The following is a 15,534-nucleotide window of genomic DNA, read 5'->3' on the forward strand; positions in this document are numbered from 1 at the left end:
GGGGTGTCGTTTACCGCTTTGGCTCTGCTTCTGGTATTGTCATAAGCCTTTCAAGACGCACAGAGCGCGGTATCTTCTGGGTATCAAGCTGCTTCAGTGTATCCCAGAAAATTTGCGGAGATTGATCACATCAGTCGTTTTCTTATTGCTGAAGACGATGTTTCCACGATGAGAACAATTGCCAGAATCATCAGAAGCAGAAGCGACGCAGTCCTATACTGAAAGAGACTGATGGCTGTGAAAAGCTGAAAGCCTAGGCCGCCCGCGCCGACAAACCCCAGCACTAGGGAACAGCGCAGGTTTTCATCAAGTCTGTAAAGGATCAGACCAAACATTGAAGGCATAAGAGTTGGGAGAATGCCGTGTATGAAAATCTGTAGTCGATTGGCGCCTGCCAGTTCCATCGCTTCCAGGGGCATCACGTCCATGTCTTCAATCATTTCCGCACCTAGTCTGCCAAGCATGCCAGCGGTATGCAGAATTAAGGACAGGACACCGGGAAATGGCCCCAGACCAACGGCTGTTACGAAAATCAGTGCCCAGACGAGGTCGGGAACAGCCCGAAGCAAGGCGACGATGCTCCGGGCCAGCATGCGGATGACCGGATTGGGAACAAGCGTACGTGCCGAGAGAAGGGCCAGCGGACAGGCCAGTATGGCCCCCAGCGCTGTCCCGATCAGGGCGATGTCGATCGTCTCGCGGGTTGGGCCCCATTCGGATGGAAGCTGACTCCAGTCTGGGGGAACCGCGCGTCCGACGATATCTACAATCCGCCCGGCACCCGTAATGAGATTGGTGGGGCTGACCTGTGTGTTATGGGCGGCCTGCGCCAGAATGAACAGCAGGATGGCCGCTCCGCCCCAGCCCAGAAACGTGCCTGACGAAAAGCGGGCGACCGCCGCGTTGCCGCTGTCGGGAGCGGGCTGGATATTTGTTCTGGTCATGGGGCGTATCTTGTATAGAGGGTCGAGATCATGGTGTCGGTCACTTCGGAGGCCGGCAGATCAAAGGCGATATGGCCTTTTTTCAACCCAATGAGACGGGTTGCATGACGGCGCGCCAGATCGATCTGATGGAGAACACAGAGAACAGCCAGTCGCTCGTTCCGGGCCACTGTCGTCAGCAGGGTCATGACTTCTTCTGCGGATTCAGGATCCAGACTGGCTACCGGTTCGTCAGCCAGAATGACGGATGGCTTCTGGGCCAGGGCGCGGGCGACAGAAACACGCTGCGCCTGTCCCCCTGACAGCGTGGAAGCCCGCTGACCCGCCAGAGCGCCCAAGCCTACACGTTCCAGACACGCCATGGCGAGGGGACGTTCGGACTGAGGGAGGAATCCCAGCGCTGTGGCGATGTTCTGATGACGTCCAAGGGTGCCGCACAGGACATTGGACAGGACGCTTCTGCGCCTGATGAGGCGGGCATCCTGAAACACCATGCCCAGTTTCATGCGGGACTGTCGTCGGGTTTCTCCACGCATTTGGGTGATATCGGTCCTGCCGATCCGGACTTCCCCAGCGGTAGGCGCAATCATGCCTGATGCGATTTTGAGCGTCGTGGACTTGCCGCTGCCATTTGCACCGAGCAGCACGACCAGTTCTCCGGGGCCGATATGCAGATCGATGCCCTCAAGAACGGTTTTCGAACCGCCTGCACCTGTTTCATAAGATTTGGTGATCCCACGCAGCAGCAGGGAGCGGTCCGTCGTCTCGCTCATCACGGCCCCCGATGCGTATCGACGCCAATGATGGGCGTGAGGTTGCGGATTCCGTCATAGGCGGCATCTGTTTGCGGTGTCAGACGGGAGGCGGCAACCGTATCTTTTCCGTTATCATTGAGGCGGATTTTGCTGACATCCACACTCATAAGCGCGGTCAGGAGCTTCTGGCGAAAAGCCGGGGAGAGACCGGCTGCAACCGCAATCGGGCCTTGCGGGATGGGTTCGGACTGCCAGAGAACCACATAATCCTTCGGGTCGTACTCGCCAACCGCGCGCGCATCGGCGATTGTTTCGCTGTTGAGTTCGGCGGCATCGACCTGACCGTTGCGAATGGCTTCGAAAGCGGCGGTATGCGTGCCGGCATAACGAACGGCAAGGTCATGGTCCGGATCCAGCCCCGCCTTGCGCAGGGCCGCTGCCGGCAGCAGATGGCCCGAAGTGGAGGCCGGATCGGAGTAGGCGAAGCTGCGCCCCCTGAGTCCGGCCAGATCATGGATTCCAGTCGACGGGCGCGTGACGATGCTGGCGGTGTAGAGGCCTGCCTGCCCGGTGGGTGTGGAGAGGACCGCGATGGCATCGACGCCCGCCATCTTGTGAGCCATCACATATCCCAGCGGACCAAACAGTCCGAGGTCCGTATGGCCGGAACGCATGGCCTCGATCTCGGCGCTGTAGGACACCGTAATCATGACATGGACCGGGCAGTGAAGACGTTCTGAGAGCTGTTCTCCGATGGCGCGGAAGACGGGCTCAAGCGTATTGATGGGCTCATAAGGCTCGATGGCGAACGTGATTCCGTCCGGATGAGGGCACGGCACCTCATCTTCCGCAAAAGCTGTGATGGGGACGGACAAGACGGATAGCCCCATGCAAAGCGCGGCCAGCGATGAAACTTTCATGACATGTCTAGACATGTTGAGTGCCTTTCTGGAATGTCCACGAGCGCATGATTTTCGCGCGGTGATCGCGAAGAGGTGGCAGATGACGGAAAGACTTCCCCGGTGGCGGGACGTGGCCAATTCCCTTTCCGAAGGTATTCGCAACGGTATTTACGAGCCGGGAAAAAAGCTGCCGACCGAGAACGATCTGGCGCGGCATTTCCAGCTCAATCGCCATACGATCCGCAGGGCGCTGGAAGAGCTTGCCAGCATCGGCATGATCCGGACGGAGCAGGGCCGGGGCAGTTTCGTGTGTGACGATCCGGTCGAATACCGCATTCATGCCCGTCCGCGGTTCAGCGAACTGATGAAGGACAGCAACCGGCCGACCACACGACGCAAACTGTCCCTGCGTCGTATGGCTCTGGTGGACGCGCCGGATCGTGCTCTGGCCAGGGATCTGCTGGGAGGGGTGCCCGAAGTGATCGTGCTGGAGCGGATCGGCTATTCCGCCGACCGTCCGGTGTCCTACTCGCGGCATATTTTCGATGCCGGATTGCATGAAGGGCTGATGGCGGCTCTGGAGGCGCATGATTCAATTACCGAGGCGCTGAGGAAACTGGGTCTTGAGAGTGTCCGGCGCAGGACGCAGGTAAGTACGCGGTGTCCGGATTCTCACGAGGCTTCGCTGCTGCGGATCGAGCTGAACGATCCCATCCTGCGAACCGTCGGCTATAACGTGACCCCCGCCGGGCGTCCGATCGAGATTTCGATCGGCCATTATCCGGGGCGTCGCATGCAACTGGCGTTCGAAAACTTCCAGACAGGGGATCAGGCAGGCGTGGTGGGCGTCAGTCATGATCCGGTGCCCCGATCAGAGACATGAGTGCTTCGCCTGCCTCGGCCAGAGAGCCTTCGTTGCGGATGATGGCATCGGCATGAAAGTCAGTCGGGATGCGGCGTCGGAGACGGGCTTCGAGCGCGGCCGGTGCTTCGCGTCCTCGTGACGCAATCCGGTCACGACGGAGTTGTTCGTCTGCGTCAACCACGACCACGAAACAGGGAAAACGTTCCCGCAACTCGGGGATGACGCGCCGTGAGACATTGACCACGACCTGCTTTCCTGCGGCCACATCTTCGGCAAGGGAGAGGGGCAGGGCGTAAGCCAGGTCATGAGCGCGCCAGGACGTCAGGAAAAGACCCGCACGTTCGTCCTGTTCAAACTGCGCCAGATCCATCGTATCCGGCGTTTCGGTCGCATCCGCCGGACGGGTGACGATCCGGCGTCCGAAGACGACGTTCTGTTGTGCCATGTGCTGGCGCGCATATCCGATCACGGAATCCTTGCCCGCGCCTGAGGGACCAACAACGAGGATCAGACGCCCGACTGTCATGGTTGCACCACGAGGGGAAAACGGGCCAGCATGGTGAAGGGCGCACCTGGAGACTGTTCCTGAAAGACGCAGAGCGACGTGACCCTGCGATCCATCGCCAGGGCGGGGGCGAACCGTGTTTCGACTTCCGCGCGCAGAGGAGACGGCAGAATGTCATCCGCAAGGGTCATGTGAAACCGCCACTCCTCACAGACATAGGGATATCCCCAGCGGGCCAGAAGAGCTTTCTGCCGTTCGGTACAGTGACGGGCCCGCGCTGCAGCACGCTCGGCGTTTTCGGGGCGGCGGTGCCGGTCCAGCACGCGGACGCAGGTTTCTCCGGCCGACAGCAGGGCGTCATTGAGAACGACCGGACGGAGCGCAGTGAAGCCGTCTTCTTCCGAAATTCTCAGTTGCGGCAGGGTGAATGGCTTCACGGTTGCCGCCAGTGCCGCCACATCCGCCAGAAAGTCCTCGACACTGCCAGACAGGGCGATCGGCGCCTTGATGGTGGCGTGAAAACCATAGCGTCTGGCCGAGGCCGTCAGCTTCACGCGGTCTGCGTCTGCCTGTGAGAGCAGATCCGGTTCCGGATCGCCCGTCACGGGAGAGCGCCCGAGCCACTCACAGCCCACCCGCCAAAGCGGATCAGACTGTTCGGGCGCGTAATACAGGGCGTAGCGATAGGCGGGATCAGACGACACGGCGCCCTCCCACCCACACGCGGCGCACGATCGGCAGGCCGTCATGGACATGCACCTGAACGAGATCCGCGCGATAACCGGCTTCAATCCGTCCCCGGTCAGTCAGGCCTGCGATCCGGGCTGGTCCGTCCGTGATCAGGCGGATGGCGTCGGGAAGGGGAAGGGCATTCTGGTTCACACAGCAGAAGGCGGCTTCCAGCATGGCGGATGGCACATAGTCGGAGGCGAGGGCCGTCACCAGTCCCGCGCGGATCAGATCCATCGCATTTACGTTTCCGGAATGCGACCCCCCACGCACGATATTGGGGGCTCCGGCAATGACATCCATGTTCAGGGCGTGGGCACAGCGTGCTGCAGTCATGGAAACGGGAAATTCCGCGATGGAAATTCCATCCGCGTGATTCCGGTTCACTTCCTCTTCGAGACGATCGTCATGGGAAGCCAGAGCGACGTGATTTTCGCGGCAGAACGCCTGCACATAGGCCCTGTTCTTTTCCAGATGCTCGATCCGGTTGGCGCGGATTTCCTCAAGGGACACATCGATCTCGACTTCGGTCAGGCCATCGCCCAGTCGTCCTTTCCGCCAGCGGGCGATATCGGCGTACTGGCCCACGCCCGGAGAGTGATCCATGAGGCTGACCAGACGCAGGATCGGCTGGAGACGCTCGTCGTCCCGGACCATCTCGAACAGTTCCTGCATTTCCGGCGCGATCAGTTCGCAGCGCAGATGCAGGAGATGTTCCGCCCGCAGGACACCGGCAGCAGACAGTTCCGCCAGATCGTCAATGCCGTCCTCGAAGGTCTGGATCCGGTCGCGGCCATTGATGTCTCCCAGACTGAGGGAGTCGAAAACGGTTGTAACCCCTGCGACGGCGCATTGGGCATCATGGGCAATGAAGGCCGAGCGCGACGGCCAGCGCGCGTTGACGCGCGGCAGGACCTGACGTTCGAGATTGTCGGTGTGCAGGTCGATGATGCCGGGGATGATGAAGTCACCCTCGCAGTCCAGCACATCCCCGGCAGGGTCTGATGTGGTCGCTTCCGGGGCGACAATGCCCGTATCATCAAACGTCAGGTCGCCGTCGAGGATGGTGTGCGGAAGGACGAGACGTGCATTGATCAGTCGGGTCATGCAGGGATTTCCTCAAGGGTGGCGCCGTTTTCGAGCCGCACGCTACGGTCGGCGATGCGGTCGCGGAGTGCGGGATCGTGAACGATGGCGACAATGGCTGACCCGCGGTTGCAGGCTTCGGCGATCAGGTCACAGACTGTATCGCGGCTTGTGGGGTCGAGGGAGGCCGTGGGCTCATCGAGCAGGAGGGTCGGCCAGTCGCAGATGAAACTGCGGGCCAGATTGACGCGCTGCTGTTCTCCGCCCGAAAAGGTGATGGGCGGCAGAGTATGGAGAGCGGCGGGAATGCGCAGGCGTTCCAGCATTGCTCCGGCCTGACGCCGTGCCTCGTTTTCGTCGATGCCACGCGCAATGGCGGAACTGGCGACGACATCCAGGGCGCTGAGGCGTGGAATGGCCCGCAGAAACTGCGAGACATACCCTAAAGAGCGCTGCCGGACCGCGAGGATTTCCGCCGGTGAGGCGGATGCGATATCGACCATGCCCCCGTCATGGGCAATCCGGATGGAGCCGGAATCGATCCTGTAATTGCCATACAGGGCGCGCATCAGACTGGATTTCCCGGCACCGGACGGCCCCACAAGGGCAACGCACGCGCCGGGCTGCACCTTCAGATTGGCTCCGCGCAGCACGTCGAGTTCCAGTCCGCCCTGAAGATGGAGAACGAAACGTTTGTGCAGGTCGGCGGCATTGATGGCCAGCGGCCCGGAATGAGAAGGCATCATGAGGGCAGCACCGAAGATACGAGAAGCTGGGTGTAAGGATGTTGCGGATCGTCCAGAACCTGATCGGTCAGACCATGTTCGACGATTGCGCCCCCCTGCATGACGATCGTACGGTCCGCCAGAAGACGCGCCACGCCAAGGTCGTGGGTGACAATGATCGTCGCGACATCGAGTTTGTGTACGAGGTTGCGGATCAGATCGAGCACACGGGCCTGGACCGAAACATCGAGTCCGGTCGTCGGCTCGTCCATGAAAACGAGTTCGGGGCTGGTGACGAGCGTGGCAGCGATCTGAAGGCGCTGGAGCATGCCGCCGGAAAAGTTCAGGGGCATCTCATCGATGCGCTCGCGGCCGATTTCGACCTCATCCAGCCAGCGGGCGGCGGTCTCGCGGATATCGCCGTAATTGCGGGCGCCATTCATCATGAGCCGTTCACCGATATTGCCTCCGGCGCTGACATCCAGCCGCAGGGCCGCGCGGGCATTCTGGTGAATGAAACCCCACTGCGTGCGTTGCAGGCGGCGAAGCTGCATCTCGTCCATATCGCCGATATCCCGAGGCCGGTCCCCACCATAATAGGTGATGCGTCCGGAATCTGCGGTCTGAAGCCCCGCAAGCGTGGCTAAAAGCGTGGATTTCCCGGACCCGCTTTCGCCAACAACAGCAAGGATTTCGCGACGGCTGACGGTGAGGGACACATCGTCGAGGGCATCGATACTCTGAAAACGTTTGTTCAGCCCTGTGGCTTGAAGAAGGATGCTCATGGCGTGACCTCTTTCGCGTCCTGCCTTTCAGAGCAGTAATCCGTATCCGAGCAGACGAAACGGCGCGTTCCCTGATCATCCATGATGATTTCGTCCAGATAGCTGGTTGTGCTGCCACAGAGTGTGCATGTGCCGTCCGCGCGTCCCGGGTGAAACGGATGGTCGCTGAAATCCAGCGATCGTACGGATGTGTAGGGCGGCACGGCATACAGGCGCCGCTCGCGCCCGGCGCCAAAGAGCTGAAGCGCGGGCATGCGGTCCATTTTCGGGTTGTCAAAAGCCGGAATGGGGCTTGGGGACATCAGCACCCGGTCTCCGACCATGACGGGATGTTCGTAGGCGCTGGCGACGCGGCCGAAACGGGTGATATCTTCATAGAGCTTGACGTACATCGTGCCGTAATCCCCGAGCGCATGGGCGCGCATGGCGACGGGCCGCTCAGGAATGAGGCGCCAGAGGGGTTCGGGCTGCGGGACCTGATAGACGATGATCTGGTTTTCCGTCAGCGGATGTTCGGGAATGCGGTGCCGGGTCTGGATAATCGTGGCATCAGCGGTGCGCGTCGTGATGTCCACTCCCGTCATCCGTCTGAAGAAAGATGCGATCGCCACTGCATTTGTCGTATCATCCGCACCCTGATCGATGACCTTCAGTCGATCCGTCTCACCGATGACAGACGCCGTGACCTGAATTCCGCCTGTTCCCCAGCCATAAGGCAGAGGCATTTCCCGGCTGCCGAAAGGGATCTGCCAGCCGGGGACGGCGACGGCCTTGAGCAGGGCGCGACGGATGCTGCGTTTGGTCTGTTCGTCGAGATAGGCGAAATTATACGAGATCATCGCCGTCCTCCTGCTTGTGCTGTGTCGGCATGGTCGCTTCGGCGCGGATGGCGCGGACGATTTCCAGTTCGCTCTGGAAGTCCACGTAGTGGGGCAGTTTGAGATGCTCCACGAATCCCGTCGCCTGGATGCTGTCGCAGTGGGAGAGCACGAATTCCGGATCCTGCGCGGGATTACCCGTGCTTTCCCCGAGTTCTTCCGCACGTAGGGCACGCTCCACAAGCGCCATGGACATGGCGCGCCGGTCCGCATGTCCGATACTCAGGCCATAGCCCCGCGTGAACTGCGGTGGCGCGACCTTGGAGCCGTTGAACTGGTTGACCATCTGGCATTCGGTGACGACGATGCTGCCGATATCGATTTCAAAACCCAGTTCCGGCGGGGCAATTGTGACGGGCACTTCCCCCATCCGTAGTTCACCGACGAAAGGATGCGTATTTCCGTATCCCCGCTGTGTCGAATAGGCGAGGGAGAGCAGAAACCCTTCGTCGCCGCGTGCCAGCGCCTGCAGGCGAACCCGGCGTTCCGCCGGGAAACGGAGGGGCGTGGTTGAGAGATCGGGCGGTAGATCTGCATCATGCGGCAGGGGAACGCCCTCAAGCAGGGCTTCTTCGCCCAGAATTCTGATGGCACCCGGTATTCTGCACGGTGTTTCGGCAGGTGGATCGGTCAGGGTTGGTTCGAACCGCTGCTCGCCGTCGTCAGCTTCGAACAGGCGATGCGAATAATCCGTTGTCGGGCCGAGGCGCTGGCCGCCCGGGAGATCCTTGAAAATCGCCGAGACGCGACGCTGGACCCGCATGTTTCCCGTCTCAACAGGCAGACTGTCGACCAGACGGGGACGCGTGGCGCGGAAAGAGCGCAGGAGAAACGCCGCCTCCACCAGATCTCCTTCGGCCTGAAGCAGGGCGCGGGCCGCAAGATCCGGATCATAGAGCGCGCCTTCGGCCATCACGCGGTCAATGGCGCGCCCGAAACTCGTGGTGGCCTGTTTGAGCGTGCAGCCTGCACCCTCGCCATGCCGGCGATCGGCACGCCAGGCATGGGCTGCGGCAATCGCCTCTTCGCCGCCTTTGGTTGCAACAAATGCCATGGTCAGATCTCCCGGATGGCTGTGCTGCGCGGCAGACCGATCACATCTGTGCCGCACAGAAGGAAGATGTCCACGCCGCGCGGAAAAAGGCCGGACTGGCGCTGCCATTCGGAAAGCAGACCGCAATCCAGAACGGGCCTGATGATCTCGCTGGCCTGAATTCCCGGGCCGGTCAGTTCCAGCGCATTACCGGCGGAAAACGAGGGAATTTCCAGCATCAGCGTGGCGCTTGTTTCCGGCGCATCCAGAGCGCCCTGCCGCAGGGATGCCAGAGGAGGGCGGGCATAACCCTGCGGGACATAAATGAAATCGGCGCGCTCCATCGGGGCGACAGACGTCCCGGTATGAAAAACCAGCCAGCGCTCCAGATCGGCGAGCACGGCGGGAAAGCCAACGGTGACGGTCGCGTCCAGCAGGGACAGCAGTCCGATTATGGAGGCCGGATATCCCTCCGGCATTCTTTCGGGCCGGGGAAGGGTCTGCGGGCGACCAGGATGGGCGAGGGCATTGAGCAGCGCGCGGAAAGTGCGCTGGGCCTCGTGGCTGTCGCGGAGGCCAGGGAACATGACGGTCATAGACGCCCCGTTGCCATGGTGAAAAAGCGGACTTCAGTCTCTGCCGCACGGGCCTCGATGGCCGCATGACGGGCGGTTTCAAGGGCCTGAAGAGGCTCGATCACCGCCGTCATCAACCCCTCCCGCAGTGTCGGGTTCTGAAGGGCGGCATCCAGCCGTGCCGCAACGACGGCATGCTCTTCGTTGCGGCCGAGAATATAGCTGTGCCCGGTATAGCCATTCTGGTCGGTCACACTGGCGCGTGTCAGCGTCGCTTCAATGAAATTAAAGGCTTCCCCATCCGCTCCAACGCGTCCTCGCACCATGCTCAGACCGGTTTCCGGACGACGCAGGACTGTAAAGGATGGCAAGGATTCAACCTGTTGGAGATGCTGCGTCAGAACGTCGTGTTCGGTACGTGCGAGAATGCCCATCCAGAATTGCCGCTCAGGGACAGGAGAGAAATCAACGGTCATCGCGACCTCATGCAAACAAAAAGATGTTGGGCGAACCAACATGAAAAGAACGGACTTATTCTGCATTGAAGAAGAAGATTGTGAAGAAAATATTTATTAAAGAAATATGAAATCAAAATAACTATACAACATCTATTTGTTGTAATGGATAGACAACAAGCTATTGTTGTCTAGTTTATGGATTCATTCATAATTTATTCATACACAATACCAAAAAATCCGTCTTTATTCTCTTCGAACATTCATCGTTTCGCTTATGAGCGATTTCTTTTGGAGAATTACGATGCGTAGAGCCATGTTTCTGCTCGTCGCGACGTCGGCCTGTACCTCGCCGTTTTTCATGGCGCAGACAGCTTCTGCCGCGTCTTCAGGGAAGCTGCCGACGACGCAGGTGCCTGTCAGCAAAAAACGACATGTCGCTGCCGAAGGGCGGACGCGTCAGGTTCAGCCAGCATCTGTCGCGCAGGATGGCAAAAAGCGCCGGGCTGCTGCGATGGTCTTGTCGAGGCAGGCGAATATTGCCGAAAATCAGCCTATCCCGAAAGACGAGCAAGTTATTGTGACGGGAACGCGTTCGACGAATGTGCGTGCTCGGCAGAGCATGAGCCCAGTCGTCGTGGTTTCAGGTGCAAAACTTGCCCAGTCCGGTTCCATGAATACTTCGGATGCTCTTGCGCGGCTCTATCCGTCACTGGAAGTAACGCCGCGTGGGCATAATACAAACGCCTTGACGTCGTTCATTGAAATGCGCGGTCTGGATCCGAACGAGGTTCTGGTTCTGGTGAACGGCAAGCGCCGTCATTCGACAGCCAATATCGTGCAGAAATCAGGACCGGAATTCGCTTCATCTTCTGTGGATCTGAACATGATCCCATCGAACATGATCGATCATATCGAAATCCTTGAGGATGGCGCAGCGGCCATGTACGGATCGGATGCGATTGCAGGTGTGGTCAACGTCATAACGAAAAAGCAGGATCATGGACTGAACCTGAGCGGCCAGACAGGCGCGAATGCCTATAACGGCGATGGCTGGCAGTACCAGTTCAATGCCGATGGCGGGCTGAAGCTGGGCAATGACGGATATATGCATATCAGTGGTCAGGTTTATCACACAGACCATATGGTAGCGTATTCCCAGGATCACGGCATGCTCGGATACTGGCCGGCTGGAGCTGATACATCAGGTTATTATGCGGGTGTTGTTCCAGGCGCGAAGGCCAATACAGGCAAGGTTAATAACTATACCAATACTCCGGAAGAAACCCGCGAAAATCTCGGGATCGATTTCGGGAAGTCTGTCACGGAAAATATCGATTTCTACGGTCAGGTCATTTACGCCCATCGCCATGCCGAAATTCTGGAAGGGTATGAATATCCTGATCTGGACTGGCCTTCGGGCGCGACGACCATGTATCCGAATGGTGTTGAACCCATCACCCAGATTGATGAAAACGACTATTCCGCCACGCTCGGTCTGAAGGGGCGTCATTTCCTCGGATTTGACTGGGATCTGTCCACGACATGGGGGGCGGACTCTGACCGTATTTCGGAGAAAGACTCCATCAATCTCGGGATGCTCGCTTCGAACTGTAATGCCGTGGATACGACGTCCTCCCGATATTCACAGAACGGCTGCGGATATTCTCCAACCAAGTTTTGGGATTACACCGAGAAAAATGCCCAGTGGACCAATAATCTTGATTTCCGCCGACAGTTCATGATCGGGCATGCTTTTCCCATTGGCCTCTCTTTCGGCGCCGAACAGCGCATGGACGAATACCAGCTCGTTTCTGGCAATCCGGACTCCTATCAGACGGGCGGCGCGGAAGGACATGCCGGCATCCCGCCGCAAAGTGCCGGGAAATGGTCGCGTGACGTCTGGGCGGGATATGTGGACGTCAACCTGCATCCGATCAAACATCTCCAGATCGATCTGGCGGGTCGATATGAATATTATACGGACACACAGGATACCGAGACCGGCAAGATTTCCGCCCGGTATGATTTTTCACGTCGGATCGCAGTGCGTGGAACGATCAGTAACGGCTTTCGGGCGCCAACGCTTCAGGAAGAGCATTTCAGCCGGATGAATGTCTATACGGACAGTGTGCGCGGCCTGCTGCCAGTCAGTTCCGAAGCGGCGAAGATTCTGGGAGCATCCCCACTCAAGCCCGAGAGATCCACCAACGCCAGCGGCGGTGTTGTCCTTGAACCGGTCAACGGCTTCCATGTCGAGGCGGATGTTTATCAGATCAATCTTCGGGACCGGATTGTGCAGGGCGGAACCGTTTCTGGAGAAGAAGCTCTTGAAGCGATCAATAATTTCGGTTTTGCCATTCCCGCGGCAGCAACCAAGGTTTCCGACTTCAACGCCTATTACCTGTCCAATGGCGCCAGCACGCGGACGCAGGGTCTTGATATCAAGGCTGACTATACATTCCGCTTCCGTCCCGATTACGGCACGCTGAATCTGGGTATGGCGCTGAACCTGAACCGGACGCGCCTTCATCACAACGGAACGTCCCTGCTTGGAAAGCCGCTGCTGAATGCCCAGACAATTGGCTATCTCACGACCGCTTATCCGCGGAGCAAGATCATTCTGAGCGCGCTGTGGAAGGTTGGAAACTGGGATATCAATGTGCGTCAGACACGCTACGGCGAGACTACGGAAATGCTTGAATATCAGGACTGGACGCCGGCATCGGCAACCTGTCCATCGGGTGGGGCCCTGCGGTATTCCAGCAGCTGCTTTTCCCAGTTCAAGAATACGCCGCGCTGGCTGACCGATCTTCAGATCGGCTACCGGATCAATAAAAACCTGCATGTCGCGGTGGGGGCGAACAATATTTTCAACGTGCGTCCGCGTGAAGTTTCGCAGCAGCTCAAGGTGGCGGAAGGAAGCCAGTACGATCAGGATTCCGTGCAGGTGCCGATCAATGGCGGCTATTACTTCGGGCGAATTGACGCAAATTTCTGAAAACAACCTGTGGAATATGTGACGATGTCTCAGGAAAAATCTGCCGGGCCGAAAATTGCGCGGACCGTCGTTCATCCCAGTGTGCGCCTGCGGGAGGCGCAGATCGGGACGCAGTGCGAAGTGCTGGAAGACTGTGTTCTGGAATATTGCGAGCTGGGCGATTTTTCCTATATCGGCGAGCGGACGATGGTTGCGGATGCAACGATTGGGAAATTCTGTGCGATTGCGGCGCATGTCCGGATCGGGGCGCCCAATCATCCGATCAACAGGCCGTCCATGCACCGTTTTACGTATTGTCCTGAATATTACTCAGACGATGCGCAACGGGATCATGCGTTCTTTCAGAACCGTCGCGCAAGACGGGTCCAGATCGGAAATGATGTTTGGATCGGGCACGGAGTGGTGGTGCTGTCCGGAGTGACTGTGGGGGACGGCGCCATTCTGGCGGCGGGGGCCATCGTCAGTCGGGATGTGCCGCCTTACACTATTGCAGGGGGCGTGCCGGCCCGGGTTATTCGGGAACGGTTCACTCGTGATATTGCAAAGAGGCTTGAAGACATTGCCTGGTGGGACTGGCCTTTACCCCTGATTATGGAACGTCTGGGCTGTTTTCAGGAGGAAAATATCGAGGAGTTCTGCAGAAAATGGGGAAGATCTTCTGAGGTGAGCTAAAACGGGAGCGGCTTTACCCAGATCAAATATTGGACTGTGTCATGCGCTGCACAGCCTTATCGATATCATTCTCCGCCAGTTCGCCATACCCATGAGAAATGAGCCGATCAAGATTGGGGATGCTTGTGGGGGAATTGGAGTGGAAAGGATAATCTCCAGGAATATGGAGATTTAATTTCCGGGCATTATTTATGTATGTCGCGCTGTCGGAAACGGGGCCAGGAAGAAACCAGCTCATTCTTGGTGCCTGACTGGCGTTAAAAATGGAAAAATTACCCCATTGATGCGTCATGGCGCTGACAAGATGCTCCTGACGCCTCATCAGGGACATCCGTCGGCGTTTGAGAAAATCATCCAGATCGCCGGAATCAATAAACCGTGCCAGAGCTTCCTGCTCAAGCCACGGCAATCCGTTATCCAAAATCAGTTTGGCGTCGAGTATGGCAGGTAAGAGGGGCCATGGAACAACCATGTATCCGAGCATCATGCCGCCCCCCAGCGCCGGGGCGAAGAGGCCGGCATGTATGACATTCTGCCCGCCAGAAAGGGACAGAAGGGAAGGGGTGGATTTTCCCTCCAGCATCAGCAGATCGAACATTGATTCTTCAAAAATTGGCGTCTGGGTCTGAGCGGCCAGCGTCACCAGTTTGCGTCTGCGGGGGAGAGACAAAGATGCATTCGTCGGCACCTGACAACCCGGATTGACGCAGATGAGCTGCACATCATCAAACGTCACGCCAGAAAGTTTGGCACCTTTTTCGTCCACCGGAAGGTTCAGGATATGAAGGCCAAGTTTCTCATACAGAAGCCTCTTCCCGATATAGCATGGGTCTTCCAGGGCCACGTTCATGCCAGGGGCAAGCAGGGCCTGAGCGACCAGAGAGTGAGCCTGCTGAAGACCGGCAACGATAATGACCTGTCTCTCATCTACCGAGACGCCGTGGCGGGCCGTCAGCCATCGGGCAAGGGTTGCGCGAAGAAACGGTAGGCCGGCATTGGACTGATACTGGCCACCACGTTTCCAGTTCTCATAATGGAACAGTTTTTGCAGAGTCCGTTTCCATTCGAGCGATCGGTAGACGGGCTGATCATTTCCGAACCCGAGGCTGATTGTCGTGGGGGAATCAATCAACGCATTATTTTTGTTGTTTTGACTTGCGAAGGCGCGATTGTGCAGAGGCTCGACTTTAAGATGGGCTGCCTCGCCCACCTCGGTAACACCAATCATGTTCGTGACTGCGTCTGCATCCCGCGGTGGTGTGCGATGGACATAAGTCCCCTGTGAAGGGCGCTTTTCCACATAGCCTTCAGCTTCCAGATGCTCCAGCGCGTGCATGACGGTGTTGCGTGAGACCCCCCAGTTCGTGGCGCATTCCCGTATTCCTGCAAGAGCTTCCCCTGGCCGTAATGTGCCATTTGTGATGGCGCTCACCATCTGTCGGACGATCTGTTTCTGAAGGCTTTCGTCCGATTGGCGGTCCAGAAATGGCAAGAACATCACCATGGGATTTTCTCCAGAACTCAGATATAACTATATAATTAAGTTATATCTGTACCCATAAAAACAATATGATCTGTACCTATCGTGATATATTGATTTCACCCTATCACTTCGTTTTGTCGC

16 protein-coding genes are annotated in these 15,534 nt (G+C 58.3%); 3 read left to right on the forward strand and 13 right to left on the reverse strand.

Features of this window, described 5'->3' with window-relative positions:
- Positions 1-125: 125 nt before the first annotated feature.
- Genes phnE through JK208_RS09690 form a run of 3 tightly spaced genes read right to left on the reverse strand, consistent with a single transcriptional unit; the run spans position 126 to position 2,619 of the window.
- On the reverse strand, positions 126-944 hold the full coding sequence (phnE, locus tag JK208_RS09680) for a phosphonate ABC transporter, permease protein PhnE (RefSeq protein ID WP_211575872.1): 819 nt from the start codon (positions 942-944) through the stop codon (positions 126-128).
- Positions 941-1,717, reverse strand: coding sequence for a phosphonate ABC transporter ATP-binding protein (locus JK208_RS09685; RefSeq protein WP_211575874.1), 777 nt, complete (start codon positions 1,715-1,717; stop codon positions 941-943). Before JK208_RS09685 ends, phnE begins: the two co-directional genes overlap by 4 nt.
- A complete protein-coding gene (locus tag JK208_RS09690) occupies positions 1,717-2,619 on the reverse strand; it encodes a phosphate/phosphite/phosphonate ABC transporter substrate-binding protein (protein WP_211575875.1) in 903 nt (300 codons plus the stop codon). Before JK208_RS09690 ends, JK208_RS09685 begins: the two co-directional genes overlap by 1 nt.
- A gap of 82 nt (positions 2,620-2,701) precedes the next feature.
- Here JK208_RS09690 and phnF point away from each other — a divergent pair, with 82 nt between their 5' ends.
- Positions 2,702-3,484 (forward strand): phosphonate metabolism transcriptional regulator PhnF, encoded by a 783-nt coding sequence (gene phnF, locus JK208_RS09695; protein ID WP_211575877.1) that lies wholly within the window; start codon positions 2,702-2,704, stop codon positions 3,482-3,484.
- Here the strand turns inward: phnF and phnN are convergent.
- From phnN to phnG, 9 genes are read right to left on the reverse strand one after another with little or no spacing between them, the layout of a single operon-like run.
- The gene (phnN, locus tag JK208_RS09700; RefSeq protein WP_211575879.1) at positions 3,450-3,992 is read right to left on the reverse strand and encodes a phosphonate metabolism protein/1,5-bisphosphokinase (PRPP-forming) PhnN; all 543 of its coding nucleotides are present in this window, start codon (positions 3,990-3,992) and stop codon (positions 3,450-3,452) included. The two genes, phnF and phnN, sit on opposite strands and share 35 nt — an antisense overlap.
- The gene (locus JK208_RS09705; protein WP_211575881.1) at positions 3,989-4,675 is read right to left on the reverse strand and encodes a DUF1045 domain-containing protein; all 687 of its coding nucleotides are present in this window, start codon (positions 4,673-4,675) and stop codon (positions 3,989-3,991) included. The genes phnN and JK208_RS09705 overlap by 4 nt, the downstream gene beginning before the upstream one ends.
- The gene (locus JK208_RS09710; RefSeq protein ID WP_211575884.1) at positions 4,665-5,807 is read right to left on the reverse strand and encodes an alpha-D-ribose 1-methylphosphonate 5-triphosphate diphosphatase; all 1,143 of its coding nucleotides are present in this window, start codon (positions 5,805-5,807) and stop codon (positions 4,665-4,667) included. The genes JK208_RS09705 and JK208_RS09710 overlap by 11 nt, the downstream gene beginning before the upstream one ends.
- Positions 5,804-6,532, reverse strand: a complete 729-nt coding sequence (gene phnL / locus JK208_RS09715) for a phosphonate C-P lyase system protein PhnL (protein WP_249202075.1) — start codon at positions 6,530-6,532, stop codon at positions 5,804-5,806. The genes JK208_RS09710 and phnL overlap by 4 nt, the downstream gene beginning before the upstream one ends.
- On the reverse strand, positions 6,529-7,296 hold the full coding sequence (gene phnK / locus JK208_RS09720) for a phosphonate C-P lyase system protein PhnK (protein WP_211575885.1): 768 nt from the start codon (positions 7,294-7,296) through the stop codon (positions 6,529-6,531). Before phnK ends, phnL begins: the two co-directional genes overlap by 4 nt.
- Positions 7,293-8,135, reverse strand: coding sequence for an alpha-D-ribose 1-methylphosphonate 5-phosphate C-P-lyase PhnJ (locus JK208_RS09725; RefSeq protein WP_194262560.1), 843 nt, complete (start codon positions 8,133-8,135; stop codon positions 7,293-7,295). The genes phnK and JK208_RS09725 overlap by 4 nt, the downstream gene beginning before the upstream one ends.
- Positions 8,122-9,228 (reverse strand): carbon-phosphorus lyase complex subunit PhnI, encoded by a 1,107-nt coding sequence (locus tag JK208_RS09730; RefSeq protein WP_211575886.1) that lies wholly within the window; start codon positions 9,226-9,228, stop codon positions 8,122-8,124. Before JK208_RS09730 ends, JK208_RS09725 begins: the two co-directional genes overlap by 14 nt.
- Before the next feature lie 2 nt (positions 9,229-9,230).
- Positions 9,231-9,803 carry a phosphonate C-P lyase system protein PhnH gene (gene phnH, locus JK208_RS09735; RefSeq protein WP_211575887.1) on the reverse strand — a complete coding sequence of 191 codons (573 nt, stop codon included), beginning with the start codon at positions 9,801-9,803 and terminating at the stop codon, positions 9,231-9,233.
- On the reverse strand, positions 9,800-10,258 hold the full coding sequence (gene phnG / locus JK208_RS09740) for a phosphonate C-P lyase system protein PhnG (RefSeq protein WP_228125518.1): 459 nt from the start codon (positions 10,256-10,258) through the stop codon (positions 9,800-9,802). Before phnG ends, phnH begins: the two co-directional genes overlap by 4 nt.
- 283 nt (positions 10,259-10,541) lie before the next feature.
- On the opposite strand from phnG, the gene JK208_RS09745 reads away from it, so the two are divergent.
- Positions 10,542-13,238 carry a TonB-dependent siderophore receptor gene (locus tag JK208_RS09745; RefSeq protein ID WP_249202076.1) on the forward strand — a complete coding sequence of 899 codons (2,697 nt, stop codon included), beginning with the start codon at positions 10,542-10,544 and terminating at the stop codon, positions 13,236-13,238.
- A 24-nt stretch (positions 13,239-13,262) separates the two neighbouring features.
- Positions 13,263-13,910 carry an acetyltransferase gene (locus tag JK208_RS09750; RefSeq protein WP_211575889.1) on the forward strand — a complete coding sequence of 216 codons (648 nt, stop codon included), beginning with the start codon at positions 13,263-13,265 and terminating at the stop codon, positions 13,908-13,910.
- 22 nt (positions 13,911-13,932) lie between these two features.
- Here JK208_RS09750 and JK208_RS09755 read toward each other — a convergent pair whose 3' ends face one another.
- On the reverse strand, positions 13,933-15,414 hold the full coding sequence (locus tag JK208_RS09755) for a PLP-dependent aminotransferase family protein (protein ID WP_211575891.1): 1,482 nt from the start codon (positions 15,412-15,414) through the stop codon (positions 13,933-13,935).
- Positions 15,415-15,534 lie beyond the last annotated feature (120 nt).

It is taken from the genome of Gluconobacter sp. Dm-74 (assembly GCF_018256135.1).
GTDB lineage: Bacteria > Pseudomonadota > Alphaproteobacteria > Acetobacterales > Acetobacteraceae > Gluconobacter > Gluconobacter cadivus.